General features: G+C 62.5%; 21 protein-coding genes. 7 read left to right on the top strand and 14 right to left on the bottom strand.

What is annotated here, in order from left to right; all coding sequences use genetic code 11:
• Together tssI and VFW72_RS06810 are read right to left on the bottom strand one after the other, a co-directional pair.
• On the bottom strand, positions 1 to 1,950 hold a 1,950-nt coding region (gene tssI / locus VFW72_RS06815), incomplete at its 3' end, for a type VI secretion system tip protein TssI/VgrG (protein ID WP_329673528.1).
• 140 nt (positions 1,951 to 2,090) lie between these two features.
• Positions 2,091 to 3,914 carry an ABC transporter ATP-binding protein/permease gene (locus tag VFW72_RS06810; protein WP_329673527.1) on the bottom strand — a complete coding sequence of 608 codons (1,824 nt, stop codon included), beginning with the start codon at positions 3,912 to 3,914 and terminating at the stop codon, positions 2,091 to 2,093.
• 53 nt (positions 3,915 to 3,967) lie between these two features.
• On the opposite strand from VFW72_RS06810, the gene VFW72_RS06805 reads away from it, so the two are divergent.
• Both VFW72_RS06805 and VFW72_RS06800 read left to right on the top strand, forming a co-directional pair.
• The gene (locus VFW72_RS06805; protein ID WP_329673526.1) at positions 3,968 to 4,390 is read left to right on the top strand and encodes an acyl-CoA thioesterase; all 423 of its coding nucleotides are present in this window, start codon (positions 3,968 to 3,970) and stop codon (positions 4,388 to 4,390) included.
• Positions 4,391 to 4,398: 8 nt separating this feature from the next.
• The gene (locus tag VFW72_RS06800) at positions 4,399 to 5,139 is read left to right on the top strand and encodes a 2OG-Fe dioxygenase family protein (protein WP_329673525.1); all 741 of its coding nucleotides are present in this window, start codon (positions 4,399 to 4,401) and stop codon (positions 5,137 to 5,139) included.
• A 47-nt stretch (positions 5,140 to 5,186) separates the two neighbouring features.
• Here the strand turns inward: VFW72_RS06800 and VFW72_RS06795 are convergent, their stop codons facing one another.
• Both VFW72_RS06795 and VFW72_RS06790 read right to left on the bottom strand, forming a co-directional pair.
• Positions 5,187 to 6,356 (bottom strand): DUF5666 domain-containing protein, encoded by a 1,170-nt coding sequence (locus VFW72_RS06795; protein WP_329673524.1) that lies wholly within the window; start codon positions 6,354 to 6,356, stop codon positions 5,187 to 5,189.
• A complete protein-coding gene (locus VFW72_RS06790; RefSeq protein WP_329673523.1) occupies positions 6,353 to 7,216 on the bottom strand; it encodes a DUF6502 family protein in 864 nt (287 codons plus the stop codon). Before VFW72_RS06790 ends, VFW72_RS06795 begins: the two co-directional genes overlap by 4 nt.
• A 149-nt stretch (positions 7,217 to 7,365) precedes the next feature.
• Between VFW72_RS06790 and VFW72_RS06785 the strand changes: the two genes are divergently transcribed.
• On the top strand, positions 7,366 to 7,755 hold the full coding sequence (locus VFW72_RS06785) for a DUF2946 family protein (protein WP_329673522.1): 390 nt from the start codon (positions 7,366 to 7,368) through the stop codon (positions 7,753 to 7,755).
• Positions 7,756 to 7,864: 109 nt separating this feature from the next.
• Positions 7,865 to 10,183 carry a TonB-dependent receptor gene (locus VFW72_RS06780; RefSeq protein ID WP_329673521.1) on the top strand — a complete coding sequence of 773 codons (2,319 nt, stop codon included), beginning with the start codon at positions 7,865 to 7,867 and terminating at the stop codon, positions 10,181 to 10,183.
• A gap of 16 nt (positions 10,184 to 10,199) precedes the next feature.
• On the opposite strand, the gene VFW72_RS06775 is transcribed toward VFW72_RS06780, so the two are convergent.
• The 8 genes from VFW72_RS06775 to VFW72_RS06740 all read right to left on the bottom strand — a co-directional run bounded on the left by VFW72_RS06775 (position 10,200) and on the right by VFW72_RS06740 (position 20,058).
• Positions 10,200 to 11,132 carry a diguanylate cyclase gene (locus tag VFW72_RS06775; RefSeq protein ID WP_329673520.1) on the bottom strand — a complete coding sequence of 311 codons (933 nt, stop codon included), beginning with the start codon at positions 11,130 to 11,132 and terminating at the stop codon, positions 10,200 to 10,202.
• Positions 11,126 to 11,899, bottom strand: a complete 774-nt coding sequence (locus tag VFW72_RS06770; RefSeq protein WP_329673519.1) for an enoyl-CoA hydratase — start codon at positions 11,897 to 11,899, stop codon at positions 11,126 to 11,128. Before VFW72_RS06770 ends, VFW72_RS06775 begins: the two co-directional genes overlap by 7 nt.
• The gene (locus VFW72_RS06765; protein WP_329673518.1) at positions 11,896 to 12,774 is read right to left on the bottom strand and encodes an alpha/beta fold hydrolase; all 879 of its coding nucleotides are present in this window, start codon (positions 12,772 to 12,774) and stop codon (positions 11,896 to 11,898) included. The genes VFW72_RS06770 and VFW72_RS06765 overlap by 4 nt, the downstream gene beginning before the upstream one ends.
• Positions 12,775 to 13,638, bottom strand: coding sequence for an alpha/beta fold hydrolase (locus VFW72_RS06760; protein ID WP_329673517.1), 864 nt, complete (start codon positions 13,636 to 13,638; stop codon positions 12,775 to 12,777). It abuts the gene before it with no gap.
• Between the two features lie 113 nt (positions 13,639 to 13,751).
• A complete protein-coding gene (locus VFW72_RS06755; RefSeq protein WP_329673516.1) occupies positions 13,752 to 14,975 on the bottom strand; it encodes an acetyl-CoA C-acyltransferase in 1,224 nt (407 codons plus the stop codon).
• Positions 14,976 to 14,993: 18 nt separating this feature from the next.
• A complete protein-coding gene (locus VFW72_RS06750; protein WP_329673515.1) occupies positions 14,994 to 17,393 on the bottom strand; it encodes a 3-hydroxyacyl-CoA dehydrogenase/enoyl-CoA hydratase family protein in 2,400 nt (799 codons plus the stop codon).
• A gap of 79 nt (positions 17,394 to 17,472) precedes the next feature.
• Positions 17,473 to 19,263, bottom strand: a complete 1,791-nt coding sequence (locus VFW72_RS06745) for an acyl-CoA dehydrogenase C-terminal domain-containing protein (protein WP_329673514.1) — start codon at positions 19,261 to 19,263, stop codon at positions 17,473 to 17,475.
• A 69-nt stretch (positions 19,264 to 19,332) separates the two neighbouring features.
• The gene (locus VFW72_RS06740; protein WP_414638783.1) at positions 19,333 to 20,058 is read right to left on the bottom strand and encodes a TetR/AcrR family transcriptional regulator; all 726 of its coding nucleotides are present in this window, start codon (positions 20,056 to 20,058) and stop codon (positions 19,333 to 19,335) included.
• Between the two features lie 296 nt (positions 20,059 to 20,354).
• Here VFW72_RS06740 and VFW72_RS06735 point away from each other — a divergent pair, with 296 nt between their 5' ends.
• Positions 20,355 to 20,915, top strand: coding sequence for an HNH endonuclease (locus VFW72_RS06735; RefSeq protein ID WP_329673513.1), 561 nt, complete (start codon positions 20,355 to 20,357; stop codon positions 20,913 to 20,915).
• 10 nt (positions 20,916 to 20,925) lie between these two features.
• Here VFW72_RS06735 and VFW72_RS06730 read toward each other — a convergent pair whose 3' ends face one another.
• Positions 20,926 to 22,509, bottom strand: a complete 1,584-nt coding sequence (locus tag VFW72_RS06730; RefSeq protein WP_329673512.1) for an alkaline phosphatase D family protein — start codon at positions 22,507 to 22,509, stop codon at positions 20,926 to 20,928.
• 81 nt (positions 22,510 to 22,590) lie between these two features.
• On the opposite strand from VFW72_RS06730, the gene VFW72_RS06725 reads away from it, so the two are divergent.
• Positions 22,591 to 23,328: a PhaM family polyhydroxyalkanoate granule multifunctional regulatory protein gene (locus tag VFW72_RS06725; RefSeq protein WP_329673511.1), complete on the top strand. Its 738-nt coding sequence runs from the start codon at positions 22,591 to 22,593 to the stop codon at positions 23,326 to 23,328.
• 48 nt (positions 23,329 to 23,376) lie between these two features.
• On the top strand, positions 23,377 to 24,594 hold the full coding sequence (locus VFW72_RS06720; protein ID WP_329673510.1) for an FIST signal transduction protein: 1,218 nt from the start codon (positions 23,377 to 23,379) through the stop codon (positions 24,592 to 24,594).
• On the opposite strand, the gene VFW72_RS06715 is transcribed toward VFW72_RS06720, so the two are convergent.
• A complete protein-coding gene (locus VFW72_RS06715; protein WP_329673509.1) occupies positions 24,578 to 25,069 on the bottom strand; it encodes a GNAT family N-acetyltransferase in 492 nt (163 codons plus the stop codon). The two genes, VFW72_RS06720 and VFW72_RS06715, sit on opposite strands and share 17 nt — an antisense overlap.
• Positions 25,070 to 25,148: the final 79 nt, after the last annotated feature.

Below are 25,148 nucleotides of genomic sequence, written 5' to 3'. Positions count from 1 at the left end.
TGCGCGCACGATAGCCCAGCCGTCGGTGTGGCCGTAGAAGCCTTCGCCCAGCCAGGCGCCACGTTGGGCGTGGCCTGCGCCACCTTGGCCGCTGTGGGCAATGATGTGGCCCAGGCTGAGTTCTGACCAACCACCCCGGCTACCGTGGGTAGCCAGACGCATACGCAATTGGCCTTGGCTGTCGTCTACCAACCATTGGCTGGCGCCACCGCCGTCCAGATGGGGCATGTGCCAGCCCGAGATGGCACCAATGTGGTTGGCGCCGCTGTCTTCACCCGCGGGCCAAGGCAGGTCGTGCTGGCCGTTGTGCAACTGGCCGACGATGATGGGGCGGTCGATGTCGCCATCGACAAAGTCCACCAGCACTTCGGTGCCTGCACGCGGCGTGAACACCGCGCCCCAGTTGGGGCCCGCCACGCCTTGGGCCACACGCACCCAGGTGCCGCTGCTGGCGTCACCCGGGGCATGGCCGGTGGATTGGGCGCCCACGGTGTTGGGGCCGCTCAGGCCGCCGTTGATGGGCGCGGTGCCTCGCTGCCAGGGGAACTGGATGCGCACGCGGCCATCGCGATCCGTGGTGACTGGGTCGCCGTTGGCGGTGACCACGATGGCGGTTTGCGGGCCTGGGGCCATGCAAGGCGCTGCAGGCAGCGGCACCAGGCGCACATCGGCCGGCACGGCCTGGAAGTGGTTGCGGTAGCTGCCTTCGTCGAGGTCAGACGTTTGCAGGATCTTGGCCGCTTCGGCTCCCAGGTTGTTGGCCGCTTCGTGGGTGATGCTGATGACCTTGAAGTGGTTGTCAGCGCCGCCGTCATACAGGCTGTGTTCGGTGATGGCAAACGCCGCGCCTTCGCGCAAGGTGCGCACCGCGCTGTGGCCTTGGGCGCCGCGTTGCAGCAAGTCGTGCGCGGCCATCCAGGCGCGGGCACGCGCATCGGCGGCTTGGGGGCTAGCGTGCAGGGCATCGGTCACGCGGCCATCAGCATATTGGCGCTCGCCATGGCCCAGGTAGCCTTCCAGCGTGGGCACATTGCCTTGTGGGGTCACGGCGACGGCATGGGCGGCCACGCCGCTGGTTTGGCGCTCGTCCCACGCAGCCAGGGTCACGGCATTGGGGCCCACTTGTTGGCCCACGCTCCATGCGGTGATCTTGTCTTCACCATGGCCGCTGGCGCTACGCAAATCGGTGCGACCAAAGCGCAGGGCGCCCACGTCGGGCACCTCAGCCAGTTCATCAAAGATGACCAGGGTGTGCTGGTTGGCGTCGTGCTCCAGGCGCCAGCTCCAGCCCTCCTGGGCCATCAGGCGTTGCACGAAGGCCCAGTCGGTCTCGCGGTATTGGGTGGTGTGGGCACGCACCGGGCATGCAGCCGACACGTCAAAACGGAAGCGTGCTTGTGGGTAGGCCGCGCACACTTGCGAAACAATGTCTTTGGCGCTCAGGTCTTGGAAGATGCGCGTGTCGCGGCGCTGTTGCAACCAATGCGTCCAGGCCGCCAGCGTGAGGCGGTAGCGTGCCAGGCCACCGTCAGCGCCCAGTTGCGCGGTCTGCACCACATAGCCGTGCCAGGTGCGCCAACTGCCGTCAGCCTGTTGCAGCTTGAGCTTGGCCACTTCCCCCGTCAGGGCTTTGAGGGCCAATTGGGCAGAGGTGCTGACACAGTCGATCTCAGCCCACAGGGGCTCGCTGGCATGCACGGCTTCGGTGAGGCAACAACGCTCCACCACCAAGGCGCCCGATTCCAGCGGGGTTTCCAGTTGCAGCAAGCGGGTGTCTTGCCCCAAGGTGAGGGCCGCACGCAAACGCGCGAGCAAGTCACCCGTCAATCCGTCGAGCTTGCTGCGCCAATCTGCCAATGCGCTGACCAGGCTTTTGAGCTGCGAAGGCACGCTCCCGCCTGCGCCGCCAGCCCCCAAGTTACCAAGGGCCCCGGGCACGGGTAGATTCATGGTTCCACCTGAATTTATTTATTGAAGGAAATGCAACCTTCAATCATCAGGCAGACGCGGGAAGGGGCCACTCACCCGTTCAGGTGAAGTTGCAAGGAGTTGTTTCGAGCCCCGGCCCGCCAGGCCGAGGCGCCGATAGATCAAGAGGACTCGTGACCGCTTTGCTGCAGGCGCCACATGTCGGCGTATCGCCCATTGGCGGCCAGCAATTGCGCATGGGTGCCGCGCTCGATGATGTGGCCGTGCTCCATGACCAGGATTTCATGAGCCTGAACGATGGTGGATAAACGGTGCGCAATCACCAACACGGTTTTGCCCTGCGCCACGGCGGCCAACTCCGCCTGGATGGCGCGCTCGTTGGCCGAATCCAAGGCCGAGGTGGCTTCGTCAAACACCAGGATGGGCGGATTTTTCAGCAGGGTACGGGCAATGGCCACGCGCTGCTTTTCACCGCCTGACAGCTTCAAGCCCCGCTCGCCCACCACGGTGTCATACCCCTTGGGGGTGCTGACGATGAAGTCGTGAATACGGGCGGCCTGAGCGGCTGCCTCAACTTCGGATTGAGTGGCATCAGGGCGACCGTAGGCGATGTTGTAGGCCACGGTGTCGTTGAACAGCACGGTGTCTTGCGGCACGATGCCAATGTGGCGGCGCAGGCTGTCTTGCGTGAGCTGGCGAATGTCGTGACCCTCCACACGAATGTGGCCGCCCTGCACGTCGTAAAAGCGATAGAGCAAGCGCGCCAGGGTCGATTTGCCCGAGCCAGATGGGCCCACGACCGCCACGGTTTGTCCGGCCGGAATATCGAAGCTGATGTCGTGCAGGATGGGACGATCAGGGTCGTAGGCAAAGCGCACGTTCTCGAACCGCACGGCGGGTGGCCCTTGCACTTGCAGGGCTTGCGCACCGGGGGCATCGGCCACTTCGCGGTCGCGCTCCATCAGGGTGAACATCTTGTCGAGATCGGTCAGCGACTGTTTGATTTCGCGGTAGATCACGCCCAGGAAGTTCAGCGGAATGTAGAGCTGAATCATGAAAGCGTTGACCATGACCAGGTCGCCCACCGTCATGCGACCAGCCACCACGCCATCGGTGGCACGCCACAGCATCACGATCAAGCCAACAGCGATGATGGTTTGCTGCCCTGTGTTCAACAGGGACAAGGTCTGTTGGCTCTTGAGACCTGCCTTGCGCAGCTTTTCCAAAGCCTCGTCATACCGCTTGGCTTCAAAGGATTCGTTGTTGAAGTACTTGACGGTTTCGTAGTTCAGCAGCGAGTCAATGGCGCGGGTGTGCGCTTTGGAATCCAACTCGTTCATGACCTTGCGGAACTGCGTGCGCCACTGGGTAACCGACACGGTAAAGGCGACGTACAGCACCAAGGCGGTCAAGGTGATCCAGGCAAAGACGACGTCAAATTTGGTGGCCAACAAGGTCAGCACCAAGGTGACTTCGATGAGCGTGGGAATGATGCTGTAGAGCGAGTACGAAATCAGCGAATGCACGGCGCGGGTGCCGCGCTCGATGTCGCGCGTCATACCGCCGGTTTGGCGCTCCAGATGAAAACGCAGGCTGAGCGCATGCAGGTGCGAAAACACCTTCAAAGAAATTGACCGCGCCGCGCCCTCGGTGGCTTTGGCAAACACCAGTTCGCGCAGCTCGGCAAACAGCGAAGTCGACAGGCGCAGCAGGCCATAGGCCACCAGCAAGCCCGTGGGCACCACCAGCATGGCCTGGGCGGCCGTGGGGTTGGGCGCCAGGCGGTCGACCAGGTCTTTCAACAGCACCGGCACGCCCACATTGGCCACCTTGGCCCCCACCATGAAGCCCAGCGCCAACAGCACGCGCCATTTGTACTGCCACAAATACGGCCACAGTCGGGCCAGGGTTTCCCGGTCTGAACGGACGGAAACCGAGGAAGATGTCTGGGTATCAGCGGATTGTGTGTGTGCGTGGCGCCGCATTCTGGAACAATGTATTGTCTGATTTGGACCCCTCATTGTCGGCTGTAAATCCAATGACCATCGTGCCTCGACCCAATACCCTTCTGACCCCACCCGACCTGCACCCTGAAATGGAGCTGGTCATGCGGGTCATGCCCATGCCGGAAGACGCCAATGGCAATGGCGACATCTTTGGCGGCTGGATCATGGCCAAGATCGACCTGGGCGGCTGCGTGTTGCCCGCGCGGGTGGCCAAGGGGCGCGTGGCCACGGTGGCCGTCAACGAGTTCGTCTTCCGCTCGGCCATGTCGGTGGGCGACCTGCTGTCGATTTACGCCCGAGTGGAAAAGGTGGGAACCACCTCGGTCACTGTGCATGTGGAGGCCTGGGCCGAGCGCAACCCCTCTGCCCCCTTCCTGGTGAAAGTGACCGAAGCCAAGGTGACCTACGTGGCCATTGACCATGAAGGCCGCCCACGCCCGATCCCGAAAAACTGATCACGGCAATGGATCTGGTTCCTGTTTCGACGCTGGCCGCCGCGCCAGCCGCGTTGCATACGCAAGGCTGGGCACTGCTCAACGGCGCCACCTTGCTACCGTGGGTCGGCGCCGACCTGAACACGGCCCAGGCTCTGCATGACAGCTGGAACCGCCTGCCCCCCGACACCCATTTGCGCGACGGCGGGCACTACCGATTCCGCCGCCACGACAGCTACACGCTGGACGTGGCCACAGGTGAACTGCGACGGGTTCCTCATCGAGCCCACTGGCAACCGGTGATCTACAACGCCTTGCACGGCGGTTTCGAGCGCTGGTTTGAGCCAGTCGAAGCCAGCGTGGCCGAGCACCCGGTGTGGGAGGCCGTCATACGGCAGTTGGGCCAGTTGCTGGCACAGGCCAAACCTGTCGACCGCTGGTTCATTGAAGCCCACCAGTTCCGAGTGGACACCACCGGCGGCATTGGTCGCCCCACCCCAGAAGGGGCACACCGAGACGGGGTTGATTTCGTGGCCGTGCTGATGCTGGGGCGTCACCAGATCAAAGGTGGCGAAACCCGTGTGTTCGAGGCCCAAGGCCCACGCGGCGTGCGCTTCACCTTGACCGAGCCCTGGAGCACCTTGCTGCTGGATGACGAGCGGGTGATTCACGAGTCCACCCCCATTCAGCCCCTGGGTGAACATGGTTGGCGCGACACCCTGGTGCTGACGTTCAGGCAAGGGGGCTTTCAAGGCCCCGCTGCGGCCTGACACTGAGGCGGGCCAGGCGGGTCAAACGCGACCCGCGCCAGCATCGATCAATCGTCGCAGTCTGAGCGCTGGCGCTTGACTTCGGTGGCCACCAATTGCTGATTGCCGTTGAAGCGGGTGCCACGCACCTCGACGCATTCCCGATCCGCAATCGCCCCACCGGTCAGTGGCACGAAGTACACCGTCATGCCCTTGACCACAAAGGTGTCGGCTCCGACCGCGCTGGCTCGGCCATGGAGTTCGATTTCCTTGGCCTCGACCTTGGCGTCGTCTTCGCCCTCAATGGTCTTGGCCACCAGCACACCATCGACCATGCGGCCGCGCACCTCGACGCGCACCCCTTCGGAAATCCCCCCGCTGAGATCAGACAAAGTGGCCGACGTCGCATCAACCGTGACACCATTGACCACAAAGCGGGTCGAGCTGTTGACGGCGCCGACCAGTCCCTTGATCCGCGCGACCGGCGAGCTGACGGGCCCATTGGCCGCAGCACGAACCGACACGACAGGAATTTGAGCCAACTCGATCACCAGGGATTGCACGCGTACACGCACCCACGACCCCACACCAAAGCCGGACGGCAAGCTCACATCGGTGCCATATTCAAAGATGCGACCGCCCAGGCTGAAGGTGCGGGTGCTCGGATTCCAGGCCACCACTTTGCCCGTCACCTTGTAGACCGGCGCAAAGGCCAGGCGCTGCACGCGTGTAGCGGTGTAGCCGTCGGCTGAGACCAGCCCGTAAACCGCAACAGGGTCCCCGTTGGTCAAGGCAGCGGAGTAGGCCGTCTTGCCATCGACATGGATGGTGCGACCAAAGACCGTGAAGCTGGTGATGTCCCCATCGAGGTTGCGCGTGATGTTGCGAGCCGGCCCCACGAAATCGCTGGCCACCTTCACGAGCTTGGCAGTTCCGGTGTCAGGCGTGCTGCCTGTGCCGGTGGTCAAATCAGACCCCTGTACCTCGACAAACATGCCCAACTTCAAATCGGACTTGCCAAAGCCGACCGTGTCGTCGTCATCGCTCACCGCCGCCGATTCCACGTTGTAGCGCACGCCGTTGACAATGATCGAGCCCAGGCCCGTGACGGGCCCGCTCGTGTAAGAGCCCGTGCCCCCACTGCCAATGCCACTGCCTGCGGTGGTGCTGCTGCCACCGCCGCACCCCGAGAGCCCAATGAACACCCCTGCGGCCAACCAGGCCAGTTTCTTGATCATGATGGATCCTTGTCCGGCGAGAGCTGTGCCTGCGCCTCGTGATAGGTGAACAGCCCCAGGCGAACACGCTGGTTGGCGGAGGCACCACTTTCGCGATCGACCACCATGCGGTGTTCCAGCAAGGACACCGCCTCACTCAACAGTTGTTTCCAATGCTGCCGCGCCAGATCGCGCACCAGCTCGACCGATTCGTGCGACAACTGATCGGCAAACACGGCCTGCTCGAAATGAGCAGACTTGTCGGCCAGCACGTTGCCCACCGCCGCGTGCAGATGGTCTGACACGTTGTCGCGCAAGAAGGCCAGCATACGCTGCCAGTCGCCCTTTGGTACAAAACCCTGCTGCAGCAGTCTGACCAGGTCAGACTGGGCATCGATTTGCGCCAAGCCCAGACGCACCAACTCGTCGAGCAGGCTGCGCGGGTGCACATCTTGCGTGACCGAGCGCGCCAAGGTTTCAAAGCTGGGCGCCAGCCCCTGGCGAGGCAAGGCCTTAGGGCAGCCCGGTTGGCCGTCTTCACAATAATTGGGATCAGACAGCCAGCGTGTGAACACCTCAGACGCCAGAGATACCGGCGCCGGCACCGGGCGCCCGGTGTCGGTTTCGGTCAGGCGGGTGACCTCGCGACGGTTGATTCCGGTAGCGGTGCTGATGCGGCTGACCAAGCGATGCGGCGCGTGACCGGCCTCGATCTGGGCCTCTCGGGCCGCACGCACGTACGCGCGCTTGAGCGCCTCTTCTGCCCCTGAATACGTCAAGCCCTTGGCCACCGCCAGTTGCGCCAGCGGAGTCATGACCGCCTGCAGGACATCCAGCAGGGCGTCCTGATCGGTTGGCGGAGACGTCGGAACATCAGACATGGGGCAAGGCAGTCAACTCAAGGCGTAAATGTGCGTTTTGGCCATTTTAGGGCCTCTCGTGTTTTTTGACCATCACCCCATATTGATGTTTCTCATGAATTCTGGCGCAGGCACTGGCCAGTTGGGTGAAGAGGCCTACACTGCACCTCATGCGCCTCGCCCTGCGTTTCCGCTCCAACTTGCCACACTGGCTCGTCATCTGGACGATCCTGCTGGCGGCGCTGCTGCCCGCTGTGGCACCGTGGGTGGCCCGTGCGCAAGTGCGCTACACGCTGCCCAGCAGCGAGGTGTGCTCCGCTGCACGGCATGGCAATCCGGCGTCGCACAAGAAGCCTTCCGAGCCTGGCAGCCCTGGCCAGCATTGCGCCTTGTGCGTGCACGAAACGCATTTGGCAGGCTTACCACCCCAGGATGGCCTCACCGCCGCCCTCCGGCTCGACCTGATCCAAACCGCCCCTCAGGGGGGGCTCGCAGACGCTCCTGCGCCGACTGACTGGTCGCGCCCCCACACCCGCGCCCCACCCCTGTCTCTGGTCTGACCCCGCTGCCGCATTCGCTGCGGCCCTGCCCCAGCCCATCGCTGCCCCGCCGTTTTACGCGTGGCCTGCGTGCGGCCTGGCGTCTGACACTCCAGAGACACCCCTTCCCATGAAGCGCTATGTTCTGGGCCTGAGCGCCCTTCCCCTTTTCCCCTTGAACTGTCTGGCCGGCAGCGCCGCCGGCGACGCCGAACTGCCCGAAGTGGTGATCACGGCACCATCCAATGGCTCCAGCGGCGGCGGACTGCCCCGCAACCTCAGCGCCAACAGCGCGGGCTACAGCGCGCGTGAGCTGTACGAACAAGTCAACGTCATCAACACGGAAGACATCGTCAAGTACTCACCCGACACGATGACCCGCAAGCGCTACATAGGCGACCGCAACGCGATCATCGAAACCCGCACCGCCAGCGTCACGGCCAGCGCCCGCTCGCTGGTGTATGCCGACGGCTTTCTGCTGTCAAACCTGCTGGGCAACAGCTTCAGCTACCCGCCGCGCTGGAACATGGTCGCCCCGGAAGAAATCAAACGCGTCGACTTCTTCTTCGGCCCTTACTCGGCCGCCCACCCGGGGAACTCGCTGGGCACCACGGTGCAGATGACCACCCGCATGCCCCAGACCTTTGAAGCCTCGGGCAAGGCACAACTCTTCCAGGAAAACTTCAGCCTGTACGGCCACAGCGGCTCGTTCACCGGCGACAACCTGCAAGCCTCGGTGGGCAACAAGGTGGGCGATCTGTCGTGGCTGCTGGGCGTGAACCAGCTCAACAGCCAAGGCCACCCCATGCAGTACGCCGTGGTGGAAGGCGCGGGCTCGGCGCACACCAACGGCACCGCTGCGACCGGCTTCGTGGAAGACACCAACCTCACAGGCGGGCGGCGCCTGATTCTGGGCGAAACCAGCCGCGACACCACCCACCAGAAAAGCTTCCGCATCAAACTGGCCTACGACATCACCCCCACACTGAAGGCGCGCTACTGGCTAAGCCACTGGCAGAACCAGTCCTACAACCAGGTCACCAGCTACCTGCGCGATGCCAACGGCAACCCCATCACCACGGCCCGCCGCATTTACGACGGCGTGAGCAAGGACTACACCATCGGGGCCAATGCCTTCTCGGAAAACACCTGGGACCAGATGCACTGGATGAATGCCGTGTCCCTCAAAGGCACACCTTCCAGCGAATTCGATTGGGACGCGTCTGCCACCTGGTACCGCATTGGGCATGACACCCAACACGCCAGCGCCCCCGATGGCCGCACCGGCACCGGCGGCAAGAAGTACTACGGCACCGAGGTGCGTAACCCCTATGGTGACGGCTGGCGCACACTGGACTGGCGCATGAACTGGCGGGGTCTGGCCGGGCACGACATCAGCGCCGGCTACCACTACGACCAATACGTGCTGAACTCGCAAACGTTCTTCAGCAATGCCGCTGCCACGGGCGAAAGCTGGAAGACCGCCGACGGCACCAACCTGATGGCCGCTTCGCGCGGCAAAACCGAAACCCAAGCCCTGTATGCGCAGGACGCCTGGCGCTTCGCCCCCGATTGGCTGCTGACCCCGGGCTTGCGCACCGAAGCCTGGAAGGCCTTCGACGGCGGCAACACCGCGATCGTCAGCGGCAGCGTGAAGCAGGCCGCCTATGCAACGCATGCGCAAAACCTGGCTTTGTCGCCCAAACTGGCGCTGCAAAAAGCCACCGACGACAACTGGATCTACAAAGCCACCATCGGGCGTGCCTATCGCTTCCCGACGGTGACCGAGCTGTTCCAGGCCATCACAGTGGGCTCGACTTTGACCGTCAACAACCCCGACCTGAAGCCCGAGAGCACCACCAGTTCCGAGGTCACCGCCGAGAAGCTGCTGGACAAGGGCCAGATGCGGGTGTCGGTGTTCCACGAGAACCTGCACAACGCGCTGTACTCGCAACGCACCAGCGTGGACGGCACCACCGTCAGTGCCATCTCGAATGTGGATCACGTTCGCACCACTGGCCTGACGCTGGCCTTCCAGCACACCGATGTGGGCCTGGCTGGATTGGACATGAACGGCAGCCTGACCTACGCCCGCGCCCGCATCGTTCGCAATGCCATCGCCCCCGCCACCGAGGGCAATGTCTACCCAGGTGTGCCAGACTGGCGCGCCACCTGGGTCGGCACCTATCGCGTGTCAGACAAGCTGGCCTGGACCCTGGCGGCTCGTTACAGCGGCAACCAGTCGAACCAACTCGACAACCTCGACACGAACCGCAGCACCTACACCTCCAACAGCCGTTACCTGGTGTGGGACACGCGCGTGACCTGGACCGCAGCCCTGGGCATCAAAGTGGCCGCCGGCATCGACAACCTGAACAACGCGACCTACTACGCCTACCACCCCATGCCCCAACGCACGGTGCATGCGGAGTTGCAAGCCAGTTTCTGACGCGCTCGTGGCGGTATCAGTCGCGGTGCCAATCTTTGTGAGAGGCACTGCGCGCGGTTTCGTGCGCCACCACCACCCGATTGCGTCCGGCGCGCTTGGCCTCGTACAAGGCGGCATCGGCGCGGCCGATCACATCGGCCCAATCTTCTTCATTGCTGTGGCTTTGCGCCAGGCCCAGACTGACGGTGGGGCTCAATGGGCCTTCACTGCCATTCACCGTCAGCGCAGCGACCTCCTGGCGCAAGCGTTCAGCCACACGCTGAGCGTCGTCCAGATCGGTGCTGCCCAGCACAATCAGAAACTCTTCGCCACCAATGCGACCCACACGATCGGAATCTCGCAACTGCGCTTTCAGGCAAAACGCCACCTTGCGCAAAACCTCATCGCCCACCGCATGACCATGCTGGTCATTGATGGACTTGAATCGGTCCACATCGATCATCATCAAGCACACAGGCTGGTGAACCTGCCGCCGATCTTTGTGCAGCCCATCCAGATAGGCCAAGATGGCGCGCCGATTGAGCAGGCCCGTCAGCGCGTCATGTTGGGCCAGATCGGCCAGGCGCATTTCCAACGCCTTGCGCTCAGTGATGTCCAGCAAGGTTCCCACCAGGCCGGTGACCTCGCCTTGTGCGTCACGCAGCACGGCCTTGTAAAACAGCACATCGCGCCGCTCGCCAGACGGCAGCTGAATCTGAGCTTCATAACGCTGCTCGCCCCCGCTTCGCATCAAAGCCTCATCGGCATCGAAGTAGACCTGAGCCAGATCAGGCGGCGACAAATCGAATACCGACATCCCCAGCAACTCGTCAGAGCGCTTGCCCATGACCTCGGTGAAGGCTTTGTTGCAGCCCTGATAGAGGCCCTGCCGGTCCTTGAAAAAGACCGGCACAGGCAGCGCGTCCAGCACAGACTGGACGAGGTCGGGAGACAGATGATTGATCAGCACTTGGAAAAATCAGGACGACGTTTTTCCATGATCGCAGACATTGCCTCCTTGGCTGCCGGTCCACGGATCAAATCCGAGAAATGTTTCCCCTCTTCCATCATCACAGCGGGCAAGGTGGGGTGGTGCTGCTTCATCAAGGCCTTGGTGATGCGCAAAGACGTGGCAGGCTTGGCCGCCAGCTTGGCCGCCTGCGCCTGGGCATACCCATTGACTTCGTGTGGGGGCAAGACGCGATTGGCCAAGCCCATCTCCAGCGCCTCTTCCGCATAGAAGGCTTCACCCAGCATCAGCTTTTCTGCGGCTCGGTGGTAGCCAATCAGGTTCTGCAGCAACAGGCTGGAACCAGCCTCGGGGCACGCCCCCAGGTTGACGAAGGGCATGCTGAATGCAGCGTTGTCGCCCGCATAGACCAGATCGCAATGCAACAGCATGGTGGTGCCCACCCCCACAGCCGGGCCGCACACCGCGGCCACCACTGGCTTGGGGAACGACTGCAGGGCATGCAAGAAGCGGAACACCGGCTCGTCATCGCCCTTGCTGGCATCCGGCGGGCTGCTCAGGAAGTCGATCAGGTCATTGCCCGCAGTGAACACATCGACTGCGCCCTGGAACACGGCGACTCGTACCGCTTCGTCCGATGCCCCCTGCTCCAGGGCATCAGACAAGGCCGTATACATGTCACGCGTCAGGGCGTTTTTCTTGTCAGGACGATTGAAAGTCAGCGTCAATACACCGCCTTCGATGTGTTTCAGAATCAGATCGCTCATGGTTTGTCTCCTGTTTGTGTGGCGCTGGCGCCAATCCATTGCAAGGCCCGAGGCCACAACTGCGATGCCGCAGCGGGCTTGAATACACCAAAGTGTCCCACGAAGGGCAGACCCACCGACTTCGGCTGAATCGACTCAAAAGTCACATGGGCATTTGCATACAGGTGGTAAAGCCGACGAATGCCCAGAGGTGACACCAGTTCATCGTCTTCCGCGAGGACGGCGTGAATAGGCTGGCGAACGCGTGCGTACAACGCACGAAAGACATCACCCTCCACCCCCAGGTAATCAGGATGCAGGCACCAGCGGCGCCACTGCCACATGACCTTGGCAGGCAAATCGCCCACCGCCCCGATTTTCTTGCCTGGGAAGTACCCCGCCATGCCCACGCTGATGGGGGCGATGACCCACCACAGCAAAGGCGCCTTGCTGCGCACCGCGGGCGCGTTGTAGCGCCAATAACCATTGCCGCTGGCAACCGTGACGACCTTGTCGAAACGCTCAGGGTGGTCTAGCCAGCCAAACAACTGCCCGCCCAAGCTGTGCCCCAGATATGTGCGTGGCACGTCAGGCCAGCGGGCATGCACATGTTCGCAAACGGCTGACAAATCGCGCTCAGCCCAATCGGTCACACTGGCATCAAAGCCTCGCAGACGATGGGGCGCCGACTCACCAATGCCCCGAAAGTCAAAGGTGGTCACCGCCACCCCCTGGTCGGCCATCCAGGTTGCAAAGGCTTCGTAAAAGCGCTGACTCACGCCCATGGCGGGCACGATCAGCAAAGCCCGCTGCACGTGACCGGCCGGCAAAAACTCCCGCCCAGTCAGCCCATACCCGTCACGGGTCTTGATCTTGATCGACTGAACGGTCGCCATTTACGCCCCCAACCAAGGCAAGCTGACCGACCATACACGGGGCCCAGCCTTGGGGTGAAAGAAATGAAAGTGGCCAATGGCCTTGACGCCCAGTTCGCGCGGCTTGAGTGTTACCCAGCGCAAGGCCGCTTGCTTGTAATGTTCATGCACGGCCTTGATGCCGCGCCGGGTGGCCATCTCATCGTCGGCCACCATCACCACGGTGATGGGCGTTTTGACGCTGGCATACGCCGCCTTGACATGAGGCCCCTCACTCATCAGAAACTCCGGGTGCTGGCACCAGCGCCGCCACTGCGCAACCACCCCGCGAGGCAAGTCACCCACCGCACGCATGCGCCGGCCTGCGAAATAGCCATTCAAGCGCACGCTGACAGGCACCAACACATTCCAGAACAGGCCCATGCCATAGCGCAAAGGACGTGCCAGGTGCGGCGCATAGCCGCTGCCGCTGCCCAAGGTCACCACCCGATCAATGGCCGGGTGCTGCGGCATCAAGCCATACAGAATGCCGCCCATGCTATGCCCGAACCACGACAGCGGCAAACCCGGGTGCGCCTGCGCCACCGCGTCCATGATGGCAGGCGCATCCAGCAAGGCCCAGTCGGTCAGCTTGGCTTTGTAACCCTTCAGCGATGCAGGTGCCGACTGACCCATGCCCCGCCAGTCAAAGGTGTAGACCACACAAGCCTGATCGGCCAACCACTGCGCATACCGCTTGTAGAAGGTCTGCGGCACGCCCAAGGCGGGCGCCAGGATGACGGCCCGTTTGGCTGGTCGGCCAGGGCGCCCATCGCGCTGCCCCGGCACATACCGCGTGGCCACGATGGCTTGTCCATCAGAGGTTTGAATCGTCAAAGACTGCATGAGGACTCTTCAAGCCCCGAGGGGGGCTTTCATAAATAAAAAAGCCCGCACAAGGCGGGCTTGTGCGGGCTCGGATTGAATCGTCAAACCCGAGGTTCAACGAATCAGATCGATCACAGGCTGTCGACGCGCTCGAAGATGCCAGCAGCGCCTTGGCCAGTACCGATACACATGGTGACCATGCCGTACTTGCCGCCAGTGCGACGCAGACCGTGCACCACAGTCGCGGCACGGATGGCACCGGTCGCGCCCAGGGGGTGACCCAGAGCGATCGCGCCGCCCATGGGGTTCACCTTGGCACGATCCAGCACGTGACCCTTGCTGTCCAGGTCCTTCAACACGGCCAGAGATTGAGCAGCGAACGCTTCGTTCAACTCAACCCAGTCCATGTCGGAGGCCTTCAGGCCGGCGTATTCCAGAGCCTTTGGAATGGCTTCGATGGGGCCAATGCCCATGATTTCGGGAGGCACGCCCTTGACGGCGAACGCCACGAACTTGGCCAGAGGCTTCAGACCATACTTTTCGCAAGCTTCCTTGGAAGCCAGGATCAAGCAACCAGCGCCGTCAGAGGTCTGCGACGAGTTACCGGCAGTGACGGAACCCTTGGCAGCGAACACGGGACGCAGCTTGGCCAGACCTTCCACCGAGGTGTCAGGACGAGCGCCTTCGTCGCGGGTGATGGTCTTCTTGGTGATGGTGACTTCACCTGTTTCCAGGTTAGGTGTGCGCACTTCGACTTCGATCGGAGTGGTTTCAGCATCGAACCAGCCAGCTTGCTGAGCGGCGATGGCACGACGGTGAGACTCGGTCGCGAAAGCGTCTTGCTCTTCGCGGGTGATGCCCCACTGCTCAGCCACCTTCTCAGCGGTCATGCCCATACCGTAGGCGATGCCGACGTTTTCGTCGACGTTCACCACAGCGGGGTTGAACGAAGGCTTGGCACCGCCCATGGGCACCATGGACATGGATTCCACGCCGCCGGCGATCATGACTTCGGCTTCACCGACGCGGATGCGGTCAGCAGCCATCGACACGGCAGTGATACCGGCCGCGCAGAAGCGGTTCACGGTGGCACCGGCCACAGTCTTGGGCAAGCCCGACAGCAACGCGGCGATCTTGGCCACGTTCATGCCTTGTTCGCCTTCAGGCATCGCGCAGCCAACGATGGCGTCTTCGATGGCAGCAGGATCCAGGGTAGGAACTTGCTTGAGGGCGTTCTTGATGGTGGCAACCAGCAGGTCGTCAGGACGGGTGTTCTTGAAGACGCCACGACCAGACTTGCCGATCGGGGTGCGGGTTGCGGCGACGACGTATACGTCACGAAGTTGCTTAGACATGTTGTTGTCTCCGATCGATCAGTTGCGGACAGGCTTACCAGTGGACAGCATGCCCATGATGCGCTCTTGCGTCTTGGGGTTGTCCAACAGGGTGCAGAAGTGCTTGCGCTCCAGTGCGTGCAGGTATTCCTCGCTCACCAGAGTGCCAGCTTCCACGTCGCCACCGGTCAGCACGTCGGCGATGCACGAGCTGATGTAGTAGTCGTGTTGCGAAATGAAGCCGCCGTCACGCATGTTGATCAGCGAAGACTGCAGAGTGGCCTTCACGTTGCGACCAGCAACGGGGAACAGCTTCTTGGCAGGAGCACGGTAGCCCGACTCGTACATGGCCTTGGCTTGGGCGATGGCCACATACAGGACTTCGTCCTTGTTGGGCACCACGATGTCGCCATCCAGCAGGTAGCCGAACTTGCGTGCCTCGATGGCAGAGGTTGCCACCTTGGCCATGGCGGAAGCCTGGAAGAATTCCTTGACGTAAGCCATCAGGTCGACCGGAGTCTGGCCCGACACGCCCTTGGAGGTTTCCAGCAGCTCAGCAGCGCGGCGAGCTTGGTAAGCCAGACCGCCGCCGCCAGGGATCAGACCCACGCCGACTTCGACCAGACCCACGTAGGTTTCCATGGCAGCCACGCGCTTGGCGGTGTGGACAGCCAGTTCGCAACCACCACCCAGGGCCAGACCGTGCATGGCAGCGACGGTGGGCACGTTGGAGTAGCGCAGCGACAGCATGAAGTCTTGCAGTTGCTTCTCGAAAGGAGCGATGGCCTTGCCGCCGCCAGCCATGAAGGCAGGCATCATGGATTGCAGGTCAGCACCAGCGGAGAAGGGGCCGTCGTACGACCAGATCACCAGGCCCTTGTAGCCAGCTTCGGCGATTTCCAGGCCCTTGGACAGACCAGCGGTGACTTCAGCCGAAATGGTGTGCATCTTGGACTTGATCGAAGCGATGACCACTTCGTCGTCCAGGGTCCACAGGCGGATGGCGGCGTCTTCGAACAGGGTCTTGCCGGCGGTCTTGGCGTCAGGGGCGTTGGAACCCAGAACGCTTTCGCGGAAGAACTGACGCTTGTAGACGGGCAGGTCACGTGCGGGGACGTACTTGCCTTCCTTGGCAGACCAGGAACCTTCAGCAGTGTGCACGCCGTCGCGGCCGTCGAACACCCAAGCAGGCAGCGGAGCCTTCGACAGAGCCTTGCCGGCGTCGATGTCAGCCTTCACCCATTCAGCCACTTGCTTCCAGCCGGCTTCTTGCCAGATTTCGAAAGGACCTTGCTTGGAACCGAAGCCCCAGCGCATGGCGAAGTCGATGTCGCGAGCCGATTCAGCGATGTCACCCAGCAGCACAGCAGCGTAGTGGAAGCTGTTGCGCAGGATGGCCCACACGAATTGAGCTTGAGGGTTGGCCGACTCACGCAGAGCCTTCAGGCGCTCAGCAGCAGGCTTCTTCAGGATGTCAACGACTTCCTTGTCAGCCTTGCCACCAGCGGCCACGTATTCACCCGTCGCTGCATTGAATTGCAGGATGGTCTTGCCTTCCTTCTTGAAGAAGCCAGCCTTGGTCTTGGAACCCAGGTTGCCCTTTTCGATCAGAGCGGTCAGAGCGGCAGGGGTGTCGAACGCGCCAGAGAATGGATCGTCCTTGGCACCGTTTTGCAGGGTCTTGATGACGTGAGCCATCGTGTCCAGACCGACCACGTCAGCGGTACGGAAGGTAGCGGACGAAGCGCGCCCCAGCTTCTTGCCGGTCAGGTCGTCAACGATGTCGTAGCCCAGGCCAGACTTTTCGACTTCGCGGAAGGTCAGCAGCATGCCAGCCACGCCAACGCGGTTGGCCACGAAGTTGGGGGTGTCGAAAGCGCGGATCACGCCCTTGCCGACCACGGAGGTCGAGAAGGTTTCCAGTTGGTCAACCACTTCAGGAGCGGTGAACTGGGTGGGGATCAACTCCAGCAGGTACATGTACCGGGGTGGGTTGAAGAAGTGGATGCCCAGGAAGCGCGAACGCAGCTGCTCAGGCAACACGTTGGCCATGGCCGTGATGGACAGACCGGAAGTGTTGGTGGCCAGGATGGCCTTGTCGTTGACGAAGGGAGCGATCTTCTTGTAGAGATCTTCCTTCCAGTCCAGACGCTCAGCGATGGCTTCGATGATCAGGTCGCAACCGCGCAGAGCTTCCAGGTGCTCTTCGTAGTTGGCTTGCTGGATCAGCGCTGCGTCTTCGGCCACGCCCAGAGGCGACGGCTTCATCTTCTTGAGGTTTTCGACAGCCTTGGTAACGATGCCGTTCTTGGGGCCTTCCTTAGCGGGCAGGTCGAACAACACGACCGGCACCTTGCAGTTGACCAGATGAGCAGCGATCTGAGCGCCCATCACGCCGGCGCCGAGCACGGCAACCTTGCGTACGTTGAATTGACTCATGTTCTCTCCTAGCAGAACTCAAATGAATGGAGATGGATAAAGGGAGGTGAAACCTCACCTCCCTTGAACAGCCCGTCGATTAGAACAGGGCTTCGTCCATTTCCATCAGGGGCTTCAGACCGGCCTTGGCGGTGATCATCAGGGTCTCGACTTCAGGCATCAGCTTGGCGAAGTAGAAGCGAGCGGTCGTCAGCTTGGCCTTGTAGAAGGCGTCGCCAGAGGCTTGCTTGTCCAGAGCGATCTTGGCCATGCGAGCGAAGAAGTAAGCGTAGACCATGTGGCCGACCACGCGCAGGTAGTCGACAGCAGCGGCGCCCACTTCGTCAGGGTTCTGCATGCCCTTCATGCCGATTTCCATGGTGAAGGCTTGCACCTTCTTGCCCAGGTCAGCCAGAGGCACGGTGAACTCTTGCATCGCGGCGTTGTCGGCGTTTTCCTTCACGAAGGTGGACACCAGCTTGCCGAACTTGGTCAGCTTGGCGCCAGCGTCGCCCAGCACCTTACGACCCAACAGGTCCAGCGATTGCACGGTGTTGGTGCCTTCGTAGATCATGTTGATGCGAGCGTCGCGAACGAACTGCTCCATGCCCCACTCGTGGATGAAGCCGTGGCCGCCGAACACTTGTTGGCAATGCACGGTGGCTTCCCAAGCGTTGTCGGTGATGAAGGCCTTCACGATAGGCGTCAGCAAGGCGACGATGTCGTCGGATTCCTTACGAACGGCTTCGTCGGGGTGGTTGTGCGACTTGTCCAGTTCGATGGCCACGAAGTACACCAGAGCACGAGCGCCTTCGGCGTAAGCACGGGCGGTCAGCAGCATCTTGCGGACGTCGGGGTGAACGATGATGGGGTCAGCAGCCAGGTCAGGACGCTTGGCGCCAGACAGAGCACGCATCTGGATGCGGTCCTTGGCGTAGTTCACAGCGTTTTCGTAAGCGACTTGGGTCAGGCCCAGGGACTGGTTGCCCACGCCCAGACGAGCGCCGTTCATCATCACGAACATGGCAGGCAGACCGCGGTGGGGCTTGCCAACCAGGGTACCGACGGCGCCGTCCAGCACCATTTGAGCGGTGGCGTTGCCGTGGATGCCCATCTTGTGCTCCAGACCGCCGCAGTAGATGCCGTTGCGAGCACCCAGCGAGCCGTCAGCGTTCACCAGGAACTTGGGCACGGCGAACAGGGAGATGCCCTTGGAACCTTCGGGAGCGTCAGGCAGGCGAGCCAACACCAAGTGAATGATGTTGTCGGCCATGTCGTGTTCACCAGCGGAGATGAAGATCTTCTGGCCGGTGATCTTGTAGGTGCCGTCAGCTTGTGGCTCGGCCTTGGTGCGCAGCAGGCCCAGGTCGGTACCGCAGTGTGGCTCGGTCAAGCACATGGTGCCGGTCCACTCGCCGCTGGTCAGCTTGGGCAGGTACATGGCCTTTTGCTCGGGGGTGCCGTGCACTTCCAGGCAAGCGTGAGCGCCGTGGCTCAGGCCGGGGTACATGGTCCAGGCCTGGTTGGCCGAGTTCATCATTTCATAGATGGCCTGGTTCACCAGTTGAGGCATGCCTTGACCGCCGTACTCGGGGTCAGCCGACAGGCCGGACCAACCGTTTTCGGTGTACTGCTTGTAGGCTTCCTTGAAACCATCAGGGGTCTTGACTTCGTGGGTTTCCTTGTTCAGGACGCAACCCTGCACGTCGCCCACCAGGTTCAGGGGAGCGATCACCTTGGAAGCGAACTTGCCGCCCTCTTCCAGCACGGCGTTGACGGTGTCAACGTCCAGATCGCCGTAGGCAGGGATCTGCTTCAGTTCGTCGACAGCGCCCAGCAGTTCGTGCATGACGAATTGCATGTCGCGCAGTGGGGGGGTGTAAGAAGGCATCTTTAAAGCTCCTCGGTCAGAAAAATCAGGACTAGATCAAGTTGATCGCACCACTTTGCAGTGGACGGGTTAAAGAGGTGTCGACGACGATCGCTCGCCTTCGACCTTGGCTGCGTTGATAGCAACCGCTCCAACTGGCGCTTTCGCAGGGTCAACAGCATAAAACTGAATCACCCGCTCAAACGCCTTGTGGGCCCGATCCACCGCGCCCGACGAACGCAAGAAACGTGCGTCGTGGTGCAGCGAAAGGATCAACCCATGGATTTCGAACAGCATTTGCATCGGATCGGTGTCGGGACGCAGATGGCCCACATCGACTGACAGGCGAATCGCGCGATCGAGCGCGCCGTGCCAGGTCCGAACCATCTCGACCAGGGCATCACGCACTGGGCCTGGACGGTCGTCGAATTCAACCGCACCGCTGATGTAAATGCAACCAGAATCGATTTCGGTGGCAACCTTGTCGACCCAACGGGTGAACAAGGCGCGCAACCGGGGCAAACCGCGGGGTTCGCGGATGGCCGGCAGGAACACCTCGTCGGCAAAGCGTGCGTGGTATTCCCGGATGACGGAAATTTGGAGTTCTTCGCGAGAACCGAAGTGGGCGAACACGCCCGACTTGCTCATGCCCGTGACTTCGGCCAAGGCGCCGATGGACAAGCCCTCGATGCCCATCTGAGAAGCCAGGCTCAGCGCGGCTTCGAGGATGGCGGCACGGGTCTGCTGGCCTTTGTGTGCCCCGCGCCCACGCTCACGCCCCACCTCTTGGGCGGGCTTGGCGTCATGGGACAGGATTTCGGCCACAGGCAGTCCTCAAAATAAAACGAACGGTCGTGCTATTTTGCAGAAAACAACTCGTTTGTATAGCCCCCCTGGCCATATTTTTTTGAGGAATTTCCTGCACGCGCCACTCGTTCACGGGAGACCCCAGGGATCTGAGCCCAGGGTTAATGCGGATCCGCCCCAGCACCCCCGCGTTCAAGGGGGCACCATCTTGCCGGTCAACTGCCCTCAACGTGTCGCTTATGGTTGAGAAAGTCATCAATCCTGCACTATCCTGCACACATCAAGCCCTTTGATGGAGAGGCTGCATGGACGTGCTGCAACTTGATGTGTCAGGCCGTCCGCAGGCTTGGCTATCAGCCAAGGATGCGGCGGTTCTGTATGCCAATGACAGCGTCGCCTGGACGCTGGGCAACCCGTTTCTGGTGTTGCGCGGAGGCATTCAACGGCGAACCGGCCTGCAATCGCGGCTGGAGCTGCATCCGATCATCGCCGTGCATGGCGCCATTCCTTCGCGCGCCTGGCGGCTGACGCCCTCGTTGAACAACGCCAAATTGTTTGCCCGAGATCGGCAGATGTGCGCGTACTGCGGCGGGGTGTTTCCAACCGATGAGCTGACCCGGGAGCACATGCTGCCGACCTCTCGTGGGGGCGCAGACTCTTGGATGAACTGCATCACCGCCTGCCGCAGCTGCAACAGCCGCAAGGGCAACCGTACACCCAACGAGCTGGGCTGGTCACTCCAGTACCTGCCCTATGTGCCGAGCCTGCACGAAGACATGATTCTGCGCGGACGCCGCATCGTGGCCGACCAGATGGAGTTTCTGCTGGCCAGCGTCCCGGCACACAGCCGCCTTCGCCTGTGTTGAGCGACCGCCCTCAAAGCCGGCGCAAGTCGAGTGAGCCGGCCTCGAGAGCAAAGCGCGCCTGAACCTGGGTTTGCGATTGCGGCATGACCGGGTGCGGGGTGGCGCGAAACTCGGCAACCATGCGCTGCGGGGTCACATCGAGGATGACGTAGCCACGCTGGTCGCTTCGCAAATGCAGCAAGTCCGGGTTGCTGGCGCGCATCCAACTGCTGAGGAACTCGCTCAGCCCCCGACTGCTCAGCGACGACGTGACGATTTCGTTGGCCACCACAGGGGTTTGCCGATCAAGGGGATCCAGCCGCAATTGGGCGGCCACATGGCGATGCACATCCCCCCCGAGAAAGACGACGTTCTGAATACGCGGCTGGCCAATGGCTTCCAGCAGACGCTGCCGTGCCTTGGGAAAGGCGTCCCAGCCGTCCGCGTGGTAGACCCGGCCCAGAGGCGTCCGCAAGCCACCAGGGCAGACTTGGGTGGACTGCGCGATGAACTTCCAGGCCCGGGTGCTGGCCAGCAAGGTGTCTCCCAGCCAGTTTTCCTGCTTGGGCCCCAGCATGGAGCGAGACTCTGCACCCAGCTCGGCGCAACGCCACAAGGCCTGACCACCCATTAGTGCGTCCTTCTGACACGCAGCCGCATCGCGATGCTGGCGCGTGTCCACCGTCCACAGTTCCGCCAACTGCCCCCACTCCCAACGATCACGCAGAGGCATGGCGGCCCCGACCGGCATGCGCCGAGGCGAAATGGGCAGATGTTCGAAGTAGGCGCGATAGGCGGCCGCCCGGATCTTCAAGAAGGCGTCCTTGTCGGGCACCTCGGGCGATTGTTCGGCCGTGTAGTCGTTCATGACCTCGTGGTCATCCCACACCAACAGCCAGGGGTGCGCGGCGTGGCTGGCCTGCAAGTCGGCGTCGAGCTTGTAGCTGGCGTGATGCAGGCGATAGTCTTCCAGCGTGTAATCGCTTTCGCGGCGCGGAAACACATGGGGGTGCTGACGCACACGATTCAGCCCCGGCATTTCGGTGTCGTAGATGTAGTCGCCCACAAAGAGGACCAGGTCCAGATCCGCCTGCGCGATTTCGCGATGCAGGGTGAAATGCCCGGCTTCATAGTGCTGGCAGGAGGCCAAGGCCATGCGCAGCCGTTGCGGGTAGGACTGGGGCTCCGGCGCGGTTCGGGTGCGGCCAATCGGACTGACCTGCCCCGCCGCCATGAAACGATAGAAATAGCGCCGACCGGGCGTCAGGCCATCGACCTCAAGGTGCAGGGCGTGGATGCGTTCCGGCAACGCCTGCGTGGTACCCGACCGGGCAATACGCAAGAACTGTTCGTCGTGAGCCACCTCCCAGATCACCGGAATGGGGCGCGCGGGCATGCCGCCGTCGACCATCGATGGAACCGGCGCCAAGCGTGTCCAAAGCACAACAGAATCAGGTCGCGGCTCGCCACTGGCCACCCCCAGGGAGAACACATTGGCAGAAGTGGTCCAGGGCGGCAACTCGACTTGCGCTTGAGCAGGCGTGGCAAACAACTGCTGCCAAGCCAGGGCGGCAGCAAGTCGGCTCCATTGACGAAAAAGGTGGCGGCGTTGCATTTCGCGTTTGATTATGGCGGCGTATTGTGTTGCGAGACGCCCCCAGGCGGGCACAATGATCCGGATACACAGGAGGCCACGATGAGCGCAGATTCTTCTTCCCAGTCCACCTCTTCCACTGACAACGCGGGCCAGGGCGCCAACCCCTTCACCGCCGGGCTGGGTTTCTTCCAGGATTGGATCAAAGCCGCCGGCAGTGCGATGCCCGGCATGCCCCAGGCCGGCGCCACCGCCGGCACCGCATCCCCCATGAGCGGCTTAGGGGCTTGGACCATGCCTACGCTCGACCCACAAGAACTGGAAAAGCGCATCACCGACTTGAAGACGGTGCAGTTCTGGCTGGAGCAAAACGCCCGCATGATCGCCATGACCATTCAGGGTCTGGAGGTCCAGCGCATGACGCTGTCGACCCTCAAGGGCATGAATGTGTCAATGGATGCCTTGCGCGAGTCGCTCAAAGCGCGCGCTGCGGCCACCGAGCGCGCGAGCACTGAGCCCGAAGCCGAAGCCGAACCTGAACAGGCGGCAAGTTCTGCCGAGGCGGGGGGACAAGGCATCAACCCAATGCAATGGTGGGACACACTGACCCAGCAATTCACCAGCTTGGCCAGCCAGGCCGCGCAAGCTGGCGTCGACGTAGGCTCAGCTGCGACCAACACCATGGCCCAGGCAGCCGCCTCGGCTACGGCAGCCGCGGCCAGCGCAGCCGAAGCCGTTCAATCGGCCGCCAAGCCGGCAGGCAAACGGGGGGCAGCACGCGGCGGCGCGGCACACCCGCCCAAGAGCCAGAAGCCCAAGTCGGGCGGCCAGGCCGACTGAGCGCAGCCCACCCACCCCGCAACACCTGTTTTCTCGCCCCCAGACTCTATGCACCACCCCCCGCTGCAGTTCCTTCATGCGCACGCTACCCACCCGCAAGCCGACATGGCGGTGCGACTGGTGTGGGCGCAACTGGCCTCGCGCGGGGTGGAGGCCATGGGGCCAACCTTGGGATGGTGCTATCTGACCGACGAGTTGGCCCCACAAGCCAAAGCGGTGCTGCATGCCTTGCGCCAGCACCTGCCGCATGTGGCCTGGGTGGGCGCCAGTGGCGTGGGCGTGCTGGCCACCGGCGTCGAGTATTTCGATGAGCCGGCCCTGGCCGTGATGGTGTGCAACCTGCCGCGCCAGGAGTTTCAGATCTTCAACGGCTGTCAGCCGCTGAAAGAGCAATCGGCCCAGGGCTTTGTGCCGCACTCGGCCTTGGTCCACGCCGACTCTCAGGTTCCCGACCTCCCTGACCTGCTGCAGGAACTGGCCGATCGAACCCGAAGCGGCTACCTGTTTGGCGGCATCACGGTCGGTCGGCACGCGGCCGTGCATCTGGCAGTCGACCCCCTTCGGCCGCTGCCTGCCGAACACACCGGCGTATGGGAAGGCGGCCTGTCCGGCGTGAGCTTCAGCGCACAAGCCCAGTTGGTCAGTCGGATGACCCAGGGCTGTATCCCCATTGGCCCCAGCCGGGAGATCACCGACGCTGACCGCAATGTGGTCTATGAACTCGATGGCCAGCCGGCTCTGGGATGCCTGCTGCAAGATCTCAACCTGCTGGCAGACCTGTCCACAGAAGGATGGGAACGCGAAGCGATTCCACGCATCCGCAACACCCTGGTCGGGCTGACCGATGCGGACTCGGATCTCATGGCACACGGACAGCACTTTGGCGGCGACACCCGAGTGCGCCACCTGATCGGGCTGGACCCGAATCGTCACGGCGTGGCCATGGGCGAGTTGGTGGAGCCTGGCATGCGCATGGCCTTTTGCAAACGCAATGTGAATGCCGCCCGGCAGGATCTGATCCGAATGGCGGCCGAAGTGCGCGAAGAGTTTGACCCGCAGGACCAAGCCGAGCAGGATGGCCCTGCAGGTGGCCTCTACATCAGTTGCGCAGGCCGAGGCGGGCAGCATTTCGGTGGACCGCACGCCGAAATGGCCCTGCTGGCCCACGCCATGGGCGAGATCCCGATGGTGGGCTTCTTCGCCGGCGGCGAAATTGCCCGCCATCACCTCTTCGGCTACACCGGCATCCTCACAGTGTGGGGCTGAGCCCGGGCGCCATCATGGTCATGGGCACGAAAGCAATGCCGCGAGACTCAACGCGATGCCCCGAGGGGGCGAAGCCAATGCGCTCGTAAAAGGGCACCGCATACAGCGAGGCATTGACGGTGAAACCACGGCTGGTTCGGCCCTGCTCATCGGCGAGATCGCGAACGGCACGCCACAATTGCGTGGCCACGCCTAAACGCTGCCATGCGGGGGCCACAAACAGATGGAAAAGATGGTTGTCGTGCCGCAGCGCCGCAGCGCCAGCCAGGCTGCCGTCTTCAGCCCGTGCAACCAAGTAAACGAAGCCCGGGTCCTGAATGTAGCTGGCAATGGCGTCAGCACTCATGCCGACCAGAAAGGCCTCTGCGCCCAACCCCTGGGGATGGACGGTGAAATAGCGCGCCACACCGGCAATCAGGGCGCTGATCTGCGGGGCATCCTGAACCACCGCACGACAGATCGAAATCGGAGCCATATACAACCTTCCTGACCGGATCAGGATACCGTTGGATGAACGAGCCGACCATCCCTAGGAGCACTCCCACCCAAGGGGG

It is taken from the genome of Aquabacterium sp., from assembly GCF_036273115.1.
In the GTDB taxonomy this organism is placed as follows: Bacteria; Pseudomonadota; Gammaproteobacteria; order Burkholderiales; family Burkholderiaceae_C; genus Aquabacterium.
The sequence above is the reverse complement of the archived record's forward strand: the minus strand, read 5'-3'. Positions and strand labels throughout refer to the sequence as shown.

Excerpts from the sequence above, each read along its gene's own strand:
- VFW72_RS06750 (WP_329673515.1), bottom strand. The coding sequence starts at position 17,393 with ATGAGTCAATTCAACGTACGCAAGGTTGCCGTGCTCGGCGCCGGCGTG.
- VFW72_RS06730 (WP_329673512.1), bottom strand. The coding sequence starts at position 22,509 with ATGCAACGCCGCCACCTTTTTCGTCAATGGAGCCGACTTGCTGCCGCC.
- VFW72_RS06770 (WP_329673519.1), bottom strand. The coding sequence starts at position 11,899 with ATGAGCGATCTGATTCTGAAACACATCGAAGGCGGTGTATTGACGCTG.
- VFW72_RS06755 (WP_329673516.1), bottom strand. The coding sequence starts at position 14,975 with ATGTCTAAGCAACTTCGTGACGTATACGTCGTCGCCGCAACCCGCACC.
- VFW72_RS06805 (WP_329673526.1), top strand. The coding sequence starts at position 3,968 with ATGACCATCGTGCCTCGACCCAATACCCTTCTGACCCCACCCGACCTG.
- VFW72_RS06810 (WP_329673527.1), bottom strand. The coding sequence starts at position 3,914 with ATGCGGCGCCACGCACACACACAATCCGCTGATACCCAGACATCTTCC.
- VFW72_RS06760 (WP_329673517.1), bottom strand. The coding sequence starts at position 13,638 with ATGCAGTCTTTGACGATTCAAACCTCTGATGGACAAGCCATCGTGGCC.
- VFW72_RS06745 (WP_329673514.1), bottom strand. The coding sequence starts at position 19,263 with ATGCCTTCTTACACCCCCCCACTGCGCGACATGCAATTCGTCATGCAC.
- VFW72_RS06735 (WP_329673513.1), top strand. The coding sequence starts at position 20,355 with ATGGACGTGCTGCAACTTGATGTGTCAGGCCGTCCGCAGGCTTGGCTA.
- VFW72_RS06715 (WP_329673509.1), bottom strand. The coding sequence starts at position 25,069 with ATGGCTCCGATTTCGATCTGTCGTGCGGTGGTTCAGGATGCCCCGCAG.
- VFW72_RS06800 (WP_329673525.1), top strand. The coding sequence starts at position 4,399 with ATGGATCTGGTTCCTGTTTCGACGCTGGCCGCCGCGCCAGCCGCGTTG.
- VFW72_RS06765 (WP_329673518.1), bottom strand. The coding sequence starts at position 12,774 with ATGGCGACCGTTCAGTCGATCAAGATCAAGACCCGTGACGGGTATGGG.
- VFW72_RS06725 (WP_329673511.1), top strand. The coding sequence starts at position 22,591 with ATGAGCGCAGATTCTTCTTCCCAGTCCACCTCTTCCACTGACAACGCG.
- VFW72_RS06720 (WP_329673510.1), top strand. The coding sequence starts at position 23,377 with ATGCACCACCCCCCGCTGCAGTTCCTTCATGCGCACGCTACCCACCCG.
- VFW72_RS06795 (WP_329673524.1), bottom strand. The coding sequence starts at position 6,356 with ATGATCAAGAAACTGGCCTGGTTGGCCGCAGGGGTGTTCATTGGGCTC.
- VFW72_RS06790 (WP_329673523.1), bottom strand. The coding sequence starts at position 7,216 with ATGTCTGATGTTCCGACGTCTCCGCCAACCGATCAGGACGCCCTGCTG.
- VFW72_RS06785 (WP_329673522.1), top strand. The coding sequence starts at position 7,366 with ATGCGCCTCGCCCTGCGTTTCCGCTCCAACTTGCCACACTGGCTCGTC.
- VFW72_RS06780 (WP_329673521.1), top strand. The coding sequence starts at position 7,865 with ATGAAGCGCTATGTTCTGGGCCTGAGCGCCCTTCCCCTTTTCCCCTTG.